Source organism: Candidatus Avelusimicrobium fimicolum, assembly GCF_021632165.1.
GTDB classification, from domain to species: Bacteria; Elusimicrobiota; Elusimicrobia; order Elusimicrobiales; family Elusimicrobiaceae; genus Avelusimicrobium; species Avelusimicrobium fimicola.
The window spans coordinates 26,731-37,678 of the sequence record NZ_JAJWTS010000016.1 but is presented as its reverse complement, the minus strand read 5'-3'; the positions used below and the strand labels follow the sequence as shown (position 1 = coordinate 37,678).

12 protein-coding genes are annotated in these 10,948 nt (G+C 46.3%); 7 read left to right on the top strand and 5 right to left on the bottom strand.

Annotation, left to right across the window (positions count from 1 at the left end):
* Positions 1-124: 124 nt before the first annotated feature.
* Complete coding sequence (locus tag ACQY2K_RS06485; protein WP_428041179.1) at positions 125-832, bottom strand: hypothetical protein; 708 nt, start codon at positions 830-832, stop codon at positions 125-127.
* A gap of 526 nt (positions 833-1,358) precedes the next feature.
* Between ACQY2K_RS06485 and mutY the strand changes: the two genes are divergently transcribed.
* From mutY to ACQY2K_RS06470, 3 genes are all read left to right on the top strand, one after another.
* Complete coding sequence (gene mutY, locus ACQY2K_RS06480) at positions 1,359-2,369, top strand: A/G-specific adenine glycosylase (protein WP_428041178.1); 1,011 nt, start codon at positions 1,359-1,361, stop codon at positions 2,367-2,369.
* A gap of 110 nt (positions 2,370-2,479) precedes the next feature.
* Positions 2,480-3,019, top strand: a complete 540-nt coding sequence (locus ACQY2K_RS06475; RefSeq protein WP_428041177.1) for a type IV pilin protein — start codon at positions 2,480-2,482, stop codon at positions 3,017-3,019.
* 14 nt (positions 3,020-3,033) lie between these two features.
* Positions 3,034-3,303 carry a hypothetical protein gene (locus ACQY2K_RS06470; protein WP_428041176.1) on the top strand — a complete coding sequence of 90 codons (270 nt, stop codon included), beginning with the start codon at positions 3,034-3,036 and terminating at the stop codon, positions 3,301-3,303.
* A gap of 76 nt (positions 3,304-3,379) precedes the next feature.
* On the opposite strand, the gene ACQY2K_RS06465 is transcribed toward ACQY2K_RS06470, so the two are convergent.
* The 4 genes from ACQY2K_RS06465 to ACQY2K_RS06450 all read right to left on the bottom strand — a co-directional run bounded on the left by ACQY2K_RS06465 (position 3,380) and on the right by ACQY2K_RS06450 (position 6,240).
* Positions 3,380-4,606: an OmpP1/FadL family transporter gene (locus ACQY2K_RS06465; protein WP_428041175.1), complete on the bottom strand. Its 1,227-nt coding sequence runs from the start codon at positions 4,604-4,606 to the stop codon at positions 3,380-3,382.
* Positions 4,607-4,684: 78 nt separating this feature from the next.
* Positions 4,685-5,344 (bottom strand): tetratricopeptide repeat protein, encoded by a 660-nt coding sequence (locus tag ACQY2K_RS06460; RefSeq protein WP_428037392.1) that lies wholly within the window; start codon positions 5,342-5,344, stop codon positions 4,685-4,687.
* A 38-nt stretch (positions 5,345-5,382) separates the two neighbouring features.
* On the bottom strand, positions 5,383-5,898 hold the full coding sequence (locus ACQY2K_RS06455; RefSeq protein ID WP_428041174.1) for a deoxycytidylate deaminase: 516 nt from the start codon (positions 5,896-5,898) through the stop codon (positions 5,383-5,385).
* A gap of 9 nt (positions 5,899-5,907) precedes the next feature.
* Positions 5,908-6,240, bottom strand: coding sequence for a DMT family protein (locus tag ACQY2K_RS06450; RefSeq protein WP_177748774.1), 333 nt, complete (start codon positions 6,238-6,240; stop codon positions 5,908-5,910).
* Positions 6,241-6,387: 147 nt separating this feature from the next.
* Here ACQY2K_RS06450 and ACQY2K_RS06445 point away from each other — a divergent pair, with 147 nt between their 5' ends.
* The 4 genes from ACQY2K_RS06445 to ACQY2K_RS06430 are packed head-to-tail and all read left to right on the top strand — an operon-like array spanning position 6,388 to position 10,936.
* A complete protein-coding gene (locus ACQY2K_RS06445) occupies positions 6,388-7,758 on the top strand; it encodes a TolC family protein (RefSeq protein ID WP_428041173.1) in 1,371 nt (456 codons plus the stop codon).
* 3 nt (positions 7,759-7,761) lie between these two features.
* A complete protein-coding gene (locus ACQY2K_RS06440) occupies positions 7,762-9,012 on the top strand; it encodes an efflux RND transporter periplasmic adaptor subunit (RefSeq protein ID WP_428041172.1) in 1,251 nt (416 codons plus the stop codon).
* Positions 9,013-9,021: 9 nt separating this feature from the next.
* Positions 9,022-9,708 carry an ATP-binding cassette domain-containing protein gene (locus tag ACQY2K_RS06435; protein WP_177748780.1) on the top strand — a complete coding sequence of 229 codons (687 nt, stop codon included), beginning with the start codon at positions 9,022-9,024 and terminating at the stop codon, positions 9,706-9,708.
* A 1-nt stretch (position 9,709) separates the two neighbouring features.
* Positions 9,710-10,936, top strand: a complete 1,227-nt coding sequence (locus ACQY2K_RS06430) for an ABC transporter permease (RefSeq protein ID WP_428041171.1) — start codon at positions 9,710-9,712, stop codon at positions 10,934-10,936.
* Positions 10,937-10,948: the final 12 nt, after the last annotated feature.

Sequence of the window (10,948 nt, the reverse complement as noted above, 5' to 3'; positions counted from 1 at the left end):
CCCCAATAATCCCCAATATTCCTGAAATATTCTAGGCCTACTTTATAATATCAATATAAAAAAGGCCCGTCCCTTTAATTGGATAGGGCGGTTTCTTTGTTTTTCACTAAAATTAAGATTTCTTTTACAATAATTCTTTGGCTAATTTTTCAGCCAAAACGAACGCTTTGGCAAACCCTTCATTAGTTAGCCGGTAGGTGCGGGAACGCTTGGAGCCATCGCTTGCCAGATGTCCATTGCGGATTTCCGGGGCCAAGATACGGTCCAGCCGCCCCTCATCAAAGCCAGATTTCCGCATTGATTGGGACAAATGCAAGGCCGGATAGTTTGGCTTTTTTAATAATACGCGCGCCCCCGCCACAAGTAACGAAGCGGCTTCTGCCGCGCTTAAACGCATTTTCCGGCGCAGAACCACAATATCCCCCTCCTCTTTTAAAAGTTGCTCCCACAAACGTACAGGTTGCGGAATATCCGCAAGTGGCATATCTGCCTGCAACGCAGTTTCCCCACGCAAGGCCGGAGGTATGCTGGATAAGGGTGATAGAGGCGTTGGCGCGTTTGCGGTGGTTTGAGGAATAGCAGTCGGGCTAAATAAAGGCGAAGCCGGTACGGTTTGGGATGCGGTGGGTTTTGGGCCGCCGGTCAGCGGATAAGTGGTACGCTTACGCGGCGCCGGGATAGCAGAAGCAGGCCCAGACATCTTCTTTCCTATTAAGGCTAGAAAATAATTGCGCTGTTGCTCAATAAATTCCCGGCTTCCCTCGGCTTCAAATTCCTCTCCGCCCGGAAAACGGAATCGTATTTTTAAGATTTTTTCGCTATCGCCAGACATAGTTATCCCCACCTTGCCATAAAGTTATCCACCGGAGTTATCCGCCGGGTATGACATATAATAAATAATTTTTTGACATATGTCAACACCTGCTATTTTATGTCAATTATATGACATAACTTGTGAATAACCCCTATTCTACGACGAGAAAATGACTAAAAACCATCCCAGATTAGCACATTTTTCGCTAAATTCAGCCCAAAAATCCCCCTCGTTTTGTGTTTTGAAAATCAAAAAAATCTAATATATGTCTTGGACTTAGTTTTTTTATAAACAGCCTTATTAAAAAAATCGTTTATTCTGCACAGGCATTTGGCAAAAAAGCGCTCTCTTTTTGAGGATTAATTTTTAGAAAAACAAAATTCAAAAAGCAAAAAAGACATTAAAAATAAATTTCTTCTTTTGAAATTCATAAAAAGGATATTTGGCGGTTTGGTTTTAACAGAATCAATAAATTAAAATTGCAAAATCAAAGGTAAATTTGTAAAACGCAAATTCGCTATAAAATTTGTAAAATAACAATAATATGAATTTGGCAAAGACTCTGTTAATTTGGTACCGGCAAAATAAGCGCGATTTGCCTTGGCGGCACACGCGGAATCCGTATTTGATTTGGCTTTCCGAAATTATTTTGCAGCAAACCCGCGTGGCGCAGGGGCTTTCCTATTATATGCGCTTTACCGAGCGCTTTCCAACCCCTGCCGCGTTGGCCGAGGCCGATGAGGACGAAGTTCTAAAATATTGGCAAGGTTTGGGGTATTACTCGCGTGCGCGGAATTTGCACGCGGCCGCCAAAAGTATGCAAGATGTTTTCCCCTCCACCTACGAGGGTGTCCGTGCGTTGAAAGGTGTGGGCGACTATACCGCCGCGGCGATTTGCTCGTTTGCCTACAAAATGCCCTATGCTGTATTGGACGGAAATGTCTATCGGGTGCTGTCGCGCATATTTGAAATACAGACGCCCATAGACTCTCCTGCGGGTAAGAAAGAATTTTCCGCCCTTGCCCAAAAGTTGCTTGATAAAACCCACCCGGACGATTACAACCAAGCCATAATGGATTTTGGCGCGACGGTTTGCACGCCGGTTTCCCCTCAATGTCTGCTTTGCCCGTTGGCGGACCGGTGTCAGGCGCACTTGCACGGGCGGGTGGAGAACTTTCCCGTAAAACAGCAAAAAACAAAGGTTTCTTCGCGTTATTTTCACTATATATATGTAGAGCAAGGCGAAGATACTTGGCTGCATAGGCGCGGGGCGGGTGATATTTGGCAGAATTTGTACGAACCCCCTCTGTTGGAAACCTCCGCAGAAGCAGACGAATTGCCCAAGGTGGCTTGGCTTAAAAAGCCCGAGTTGTTGGCGGCGCCCGTCAAACACGTCCTATCCCACCGCGTGATTTATGCGGACTTGCGGAAGATTACACTTCCCCCCTCTTTCCCCGTGCCGGAGAATTTTATCCGCCTGCCCGCCAAAGACGTAAAGAAATACGCGGTATCCCGCCTAGTGCAAAAACTACTAGAAAAAGCCGGGTTGTTGTAATTTTTGCTAAAAACTCTGTTTGTTGACTTGCCTACTTTAAAAGGGCTTGACTCGTTTTTTTTTTGATAAATTTTGAGTTGTAGTAAAATTTATCAAAAAGGAAGAAAATAATGAAAAACGTGCGTATGAGCCGATTAGGCCGATTATTAAGAGGTTGGAATAAACAATTTTTTTCTTTGTCATCTCCGAGGAATTACCGACGCGGAGCGTTCGGGGAACTGGCGTTATCTTTGTTGTCATTCCGGGGCCCGCATTCGGGCGGGAACCCGGAATCCAGAAATAAAACAAAGAGTTTCTCTAATAAACAGACTGGATCCCAGGTCCACGCCTGGGATGACAACGACAACAACGGATCCCGTATAAAGACACTACGGGATGACGGCTTAACTACGCACTCCTGCACGCCTAATGTTTTTTACACTACTGCCCATGGTTTTACCTTAATAGAACTTTTGGTTGTCGTGCTGATTATTGGAATTTTGGCATCAGTAGCGGTGCCGCAATATACAAAAGCGGTGGAAAAATCCCGTGCGGCTGGGGTAATACAAAAAGTTAAAAGTTTACAAAATGCGGTTGATATGTATCTTTTGGCTAATGATTGGCCAACGGTGCAGTTTACCAACTTATCTGGTACTAAAGGTCTGGTTTAGCAGTATCATCTTATATGGTTTTTGATGACTATTATTTTTATGTTGTGTGTGAACGCGATGTTTGCTATATAATAGCGGAAGATAACAAACCATATAAAGAGCAAATAGTACGTGCTAGTTGGTATAGATATAAGAACTATACCCGATATCAACCAATGGATACCTGGAATCGTGGTACTTGTAAATACAAGTCGGATTCTAGTGCTGGTAAAGCAATTTGTGAATATTTTAAGCAAAATTCTTTGTTAAGTAATAATAATTGGGAAATATCTGCTAAATCATAATATTGGTATTGAGTTGCAAAAAACAACAAACCCGCCCGAAAAGGGCGGGTTTGTTAATGGGTACAACACAATACAACTAAAATTTATAGCCAACGGTTATGCCGTACATATCGCTTCTGCCGTCGGTATATTTCATCGGTACGCTGCCAAACTGGGAATTGGAATTTCCGCTTAAATTTTTGGCAAAAATGTGCGAGTAGGACAAGTCCACACTCCAAGTGTCGTTATGATAGCCCGCACCTACGCTGGCAATATGGCGGTCGTCCACCGGAACGAGGGTGTCCATTTCGTGCTTGTTAATAGGCGATTTATCAAACACATAGCCTGCGCGCACCGCCCAGTTGGGGTTCAGGTTATATTCGGCCCCCAAGTTCAAGCGGTAGGTGTCTTTGTAATCTTTTTTATTGTGAATCGTCGGGGTGCTTTCGCGGTCGGAGTATTCAATTAAGATTTGGTCGTACGCGCTCCAAAAGGTGCCCACGATACCGGCTTCCAAAATCAAATCGTCCGTCGGGCGGAACGAAACACCCGCCGTTAAACTATCGGGCAAGGTAATGGCTCCTTTTGCATCGTCGTCAAAAATATTGCGTGTCGTATGTTCCTTACCCGCGTGAATACGACCGTTTAAGTTTTGTTTTACTTTGGTGCGGTACATTGCGCCCAAGGACCACTTTTCGGCCCACTCGGGGCGGTAGATAAAGGAGAAGTTCCCCCCCCAACTTACACCCGAACCGCTGATTTCGTAGGCGGTGGCGTTAGCCGCGGGGCCTGGCCTAAGCGTAGAGTTTTGGGTAAAACCAATTAACATTGCTTCCAAACCCATAGCCACGGAAAATTCGTCATTGGCTTTTACTGCAATCGTAGGAGTAAAGGAAAATGTTTCCAATTTTACTTTGTAGGCTAATTGGCTTCCGGCCCACGTTTCCCAGTTTTTGTATTCTCCCCCCAAACCATAGCGGGAAAATCCGCCTAATCCTACGGACACTTGGTCGCTCCATTTTTGGGTAACATAAAAATTGGGCAAATACCAAACGTCATTTTTTAATCCGCGCTGTTGTCCGGCAACGGTGGTTTTGGCATTAGCGGTTACGACGGTAAGACCCAGTTGGGCCTGGGTGCCGTCCAGTTCGGTGATGAGCGCAGGGTTCACAGCCAAAGAGGCAGGCTCTGCCTTGTTTGCCACAGTGGCGCCGCCCATAGCGGTACCGCGGGCGCTGTATTCATACAAGGCAAATCCAGCGCCGTAAGACAAATCGGCAAGCAGGACGGATAACATCAATACGACGGATAACTTTTTTAACATACATCTCCTTATTTTACGGGTTTTCCCGAATTACATAAAAAACCCCGCCGGATAATAGCGGCGGGGTGTGCGGCAAAACTATTTCTGCAATTCTTTCATTTTATCCTTGGCAACGCTGCCAAAATAGGTTTTGGCATAGTTTTCCGCCAAGTGTTTATAGGCGTTTAACGCTTCTGTTTTGTTTCCGGCCAGTTCCTGGCTCATTGCCAATGTAAAATAGGCTTGCGGCAAAGCAAAACTTTTCGGATTTTTGCTGATAAACTTATTCATTTCTTCTGCGGCAGCCTTGTAATCTTTGGCGGCTTGCTGACTGGCGGCCAAAGAGAGCGAGGCGACGGTGTAAACAGATTCATTGGCTGCGGTTGTTAACGGTTTATATACGTCGGCCGCTTGGGCAAAGTTTTCGCTGGCGTAGAGCATATCGCCTTTAAAAAGTTGGGCATATTGTGCCGCCGCCGAACCCGGAAAAGCCGCATTAAGCGCGTCAATCTGTTTAAAGCCTTCCTCTTGGTTTCCGCCCAATACTTGCACTTGCGCGGCATAATAGGAGGCCCAAGATTTCTCGGTTACGTTTTTAACGTGTGTGCTATACGCATAACCGATAACGGCGGCCAATACCAAAATACCGAGAGCCGTCAAAACACCCTTTTTGTTTTGTTTGCAAAAATCCAGGGTGGAGGTAATGAACGACAAAATAAAATCTTTTTCTTCAACAGGAGCAGTAATTTTTTTAGTCATATCTTTATTATAGTAAATATCGGGCCGGAACATAAAGCCTAGGGATTGGCGGCAATATCTTCCTCTGTAAGTTGGCGGCACTCAATCCCGTTGCGCGCAAGGAAATAAATGCCTTCCTGGCTGCGGTCGTACTGGTTTTTATAAAACACTTTTTTAATGCCCGCGCTGACAATTACCTTGGCACAATGTACGCAAGGGGACCAGGTAACATATACCGAAGCACCCAAGGTGGCAATGCCGTTTTTGGCGGCAAAGGAAATGGCGTTTTGTTCGGCGTGGAGTTCATTTTCAATGGACCATTTGCCGTGTAAATCGTAAAAGGTGCGGCTGGCAACAAAATCCATATAAGTAGGGAATTTATCCCGGTAGTGGGCCTCATAAACGGCGCGGAAATTTTCTTCACAATGCCGTTGCCCGGTGGGAGTACCGTTAAATCCCATACTGATTACGCGGTTGTCCTTTACCAAAACCGCGCCTACTTGCAAACGGCAACAAGTGGACTGATCGGCCACCAGTTCCGCCATTTTAATAAACAGCCGGTGTTTATTCTTCATAGGGCTATCTTACCATTTTTTAAATACAAAAAATACCGCCGCCACCAAACAGAGAAAACCAACCAGGTGGTTCCACTTAAAACTTTCTTTAAAATAAACCGCCGAAAAGCCTGCAAAAACGGCCAGCGTGATGACCTCTTGCATTACCTTTAATTGCGTAACCGAGAAATAATTGCTGCCAATACGGTTTGCGGGTACTTGCAGGCAGTATTCAAAAAATGCAATCCCCCAACTGGCCAAAATAACCAGCCAAAGGGCTTTATTTTTAAATTTTAAATGTCCGTACCAAGCCATCGTCATAAACAGGTTGGAGGCACAAAGCAAAATAATAGGTTTCCACATATCCTTTATATATATTATCACTTTTGGAAGCGTTTTACCCCCCTCATAAAAATAAGTGCAATAAAATGCTATCTTTTGGTGTTCTACAACTGGCGGCGCTTTATGTGGGGCCGCTTAACTATACAAGGGAATTTATATAATATAAGTATGAAATATTCTCGTTATTTACTTCTTTTTACCTGCTTTTTGGGTGGTACTTGGGCGCACGGAACTGTAATTGCGCCTGTGGAACCGGCCCCAAAAACCACGCAGAATACTGTCCAAAATACCACCCCGGTTATGACACCGCGCGGGGCGGACGGAAAGCCCCTGCCGGATATCACCCGGGAACTTTCGCTGGATGACTGCATACAACTGGCCATTGCCAACAGCCCCAAGGCGGTGGCGGCTCAGTTACAGTTGCAAAATGCCGAGGTAAATTTAAATTTGGCCAAGTCCGAATTTTTGCCCACGGCTTCTGTTGGTGCCAGCCAAGGCTATACGGTGCAAAAGGTGGGGTCTTCCCCCCGTACGGACCACGGCGATACAAATGTATATGCTCAGGCCAGTTTGTCTATCAGCGGAGTTACGGATATTGCCCGCAACATCAAAACACAAAAATTGGTGGTAGAGCAGAGCAAATTAAATTTGGAAAGCGTTAAAAACGATTTAATCCGTACGGTTAAAAAGAATTATTATGCTCTTTTGTCTGCTTCGCGCGCGGTGGAAATACGCACCAAGTCGCGCGATTTGTATAAGGACCAGTACGAACGTGCCGAAGCCTATTACAAATTGGGCTTGCGCCCCAAGGTGGATGTTACGACGGCGGAAGTAAATTTAAATAACGAAGAATTGCGTTTAATCCGCGCAAAAAACCTGGTGAAAACCGCTTCGGCTGATTTGGCTAATTCTTTGGGAATTACGGTGCCGGACGTATTAAAGGTTGCGGAGATTGCTTCGTTTGAAAAATTTGATAAAACATTTGACGAAGCCGTCCAAACGGCTTACGCCAACCGCCCGGACGTGGAATCCGCCCGCACGGACGTGCGTATCAGCCAAATTAAATTAAACCAGGCCAAGGCGGGCTTTTTCCCCACCTTCTCCTTGTCGGCGGGTTATACCAAAAGCGGCGACGATTTCTATTTGGATAACGAGGATACCAAACTTTTAGCCGCAGTGGAGTGGCCTATTTTTAACGCTTTTAAAACGTATAACGGTGTGAAGCAAGCCAAAATTTCGTTGGAAAATACGCTAAATGATAACCGCAGTTTGCTTAATAATGTATTTTTGGAAGTACAAAGCGCGTATATTAAAATGCAGGAAGCGGCGGAAAGTATCCCAATAGCGGAATTAAATGTGGAAAAGGCCAAGGAAAACCTGGAACTTGCGCAAGGCCGCTATAACGAAGGAATCGGTGATGTGATTGAACTAAAAGATGCCGAGGTGGCTTATACGGATGCGGAACTCAGCCTGCTGACTTCCCGCTATGATTATGCCTCCGCGGTAGCAGATTTGAAACAAGCAATGGGGACGAATTAATTTATGAAAAAAGAAAATATTTTTAAACGGATGATAAAAGGATTTTGGCACCTTTCTTGGTGGAAGAAACTCCTTATTTTGGCGGTACTGCTTGCCGTTGTGTGGGCAGTAAAAGCGTATTTCTTTGCCGCGCCGCCTGCCCCGCTGTTTAAAACGGCGGAAGTGAAAAAGGGCGATATCGTGGATATTGTGGAAGCCTCCGGCCCGATTAATCCCGTGAACACCACGGAAGTCGGCGCGTTGGTTTCCGGCGAAATCTTAAAGATTTATGTGGATTACAACAGCCAAGTAAAAAAAGGCGATTTAATGGCCGTTATTGACCAAACCCAAATTTTGGCTTCGTTGGCCGAGGCCAAGGCGCGCTTATCGTCCGCCAAGGAAAGTTTATCGTCGGCCGAGGTTTCCTACCGCTTGGCAAAAAAGAATTACGAGCGTTATTCTGCTTTGTATGAAAAGGACTATGTTTCCAAGGTAAACTTGGAGGAATACGAACTGGCCTTTGTAAACGCCAAGAGCAGTTTAAATTCCGCCCAGGCGCAGGTGGTGCAGGCGCAATCTAATTTGGAAACGGCGGAAAAGGATTTATCCAATACAAAAATCGTATCCCCTATTGATGGTATGGTACTCACGCGCAAAGTAAGCGAAGGGCAGACCATTACTGCCGGATTCTCCACACCGGAATTGTTTGTGGTGGCGCAGGATTTAACTAAAATGCAGATTGAGGCCAAAGTGTCCGAGGCGGATATCGTTAAAATACAACCCGGCCAAACGGCTGATTTTACCTTGGACGGTTATATGGGAGAAACCTTCCACGGTACGGTCCGCCAAGTGCGTACCAACTATGTGGACAGTTCAAGTTCAAGTTCATCTTCTTCGTCTTCCTCGTCCAGCACTACCTATACCGTAGTGATTGATGTGAACAACAGCGATTTGCGCTTAAAACCCGGTATGACGGCCACTCTTACTATCCGCACCACGGATAAAAAAGATGTTTTGCTTGTGCCGAACGAAGCCTTGCGTTTCTCCCCCTCCACCAATACGCAAAAATACGAAAATACGGGCGTGTGGAAAATGGAACCCGGGCAAGAGTTGGAACGCGTGGACGTGAAAATCGGTATTATTGCCACCAAAAACACCGAAATTACCGGTGGCAATATCAAAGAGGGCGATCTGGTAGTCGTGGGCGAGAACGATTTGAAAGCGTCCGGCTCTGCGGATAGTATGCGCCCGCCGCGCCCCGGCAGACGCCGCTAGGAGCAAACTATGGCGCTGATTGATACGCAGAATTTGTACAAGATTTACAAACTGGGCGACGTGGAGGTCCGCGCGCTGAACGGTGTGAGCGTGTCCATAGAAAAGGGCGAATTTGTGGCCGTAATGGGGCCGTCCGGTTCGGGTAAATCAACCTTTATGAATATTTTGGGGTGTTTGGATAAGCCGACGAGCGGTAAGTATATTTTGGATGGTATAGACGTAACGGCGACGGACTTATCCAAATTGGCCGGGGTGCGCAACCGCAAGATTGGCTTTGTGTTCCAGGGCTTTAACTTAATTAAGCGTACAACCGCGGTGGAAAATGTGGAACTGCCTATGATTTACAATCACACTCCCGCCCACTTGCGGCGTGAAAAGGCCTTGGCGGCTTTGAAGGCGGTGGGCCTTGAAAAACGGGCTTTTCACTTGCCAAACCAACTTTCGGGGGGACAGCAGCAGCGCGTGGCTATTGCGCGCAGTTTGGTGTGTGATGCGCCGATTATCTTTGCCGACGAGCCGACGGGTAATCTGGATACCAAAATGAGTATTGAGGTAATGGATTTATTTACGCGCCTTAATAAAGAAATGGGTAAAACCATTATTTTAATCACGCACGAACCGGACATTGCCGAGTTCGCTTCGCGCCTGATTAAATTTAAAGACGGCGAAAAAATAAGCGACGAGGTTCAAAAATAATATGTGGGATTCCTTCTACTCTATTTTTAAGATTTCGCTCAAAGCGATTTTTGCCAACAAAATGCGCGCCGCGCTGACGAGTTTGGGCATTGTTATCGGGGTGTCTGCCGTAATTACAATGTTAGCCGTCGGCTCCGGGGCGCAAAAGAGCGTGTCGGACAGCGTTTCCCGCTTTGGCACGAATATTTTGTTTTTACGCCAACCCTGGGATTTGGACGAAAGTATCTCCTCCCCCAAAGACGTAACCATGGATGACGTACTCGCTATCCGCGAAGTGCCCGGCGTGTCCGCCGCCGCCCCCTACATTAGTACGGGTTTTGATGTAAAATACCGCAATACCAGCGTATCCTTGGGCGTGTTGGCTACGGACACCGATATTTTTAAAACGTACGATTGGCCGATAGAATCGGGCCGGCAGTTTACCGAAAAGGAAATTTCGGAATATGCGCAAGTAATGGTTATCGGTGCTTCCGCCGCCAAGACGATTTTTAGTGATGTGGACCCGCTGGGAAAAACAGTAGTGTTGGACAATATCCCTTTTAAAGTGGTGGGTGTGGTGCAGAAAACGGGGCAGAGCGGTATGGGCTTTGATATGGACGAAGGTGCCCTGATTCCTTATACCACGGGCAAGGTAAAAATGAACGCGGGGTGGAACAGTTCTAACCGCCGCGCCCTGGACCGCGTGGTTATTAAGGTGGCCGATTTTAACACGATTGAAAATACCAAGGTGGATATCCAAAATGCCGTGCGTAATACGCACCGTATTCACCCGCTTGCCAAGGATGATTTTCAGTTGGACGATTTCGCCTCGTTTATTGAACAGGCCAAAACAATGGGCAAAACAATGAGTTTGCTCTTGGGTGCGATTGGCGCGGTGTCCCTTATTGTGGGCGGTATTGGCGTAATGAACATTATGCTTGTGTCTGTTACCGAGCGCACGCGCGAAATCGGTATCCGCATGGCTATCGGTGCGACCGGTTGGGATATTTGTATGCAGTTTTTGGTGGAATCGGTTACGCTTTCTTGCATTGGCGGGCTGATAGGCATTATCGTAGGGGTTGGAATTACTTTATTAGTGGCGGCAAACTCGTCTATTCCGGCGGATCTGAATATTTCTGCGGTGCTTTTGGCGGTAGGATTTTCCGCTGCGACGGGTATTTTCTTTGGGTTTTACCCCGCTTACAAGGCTTCTAAACTTACACCGATAGATGCGCTGCGCTATGAGTAAATACTTTACTTT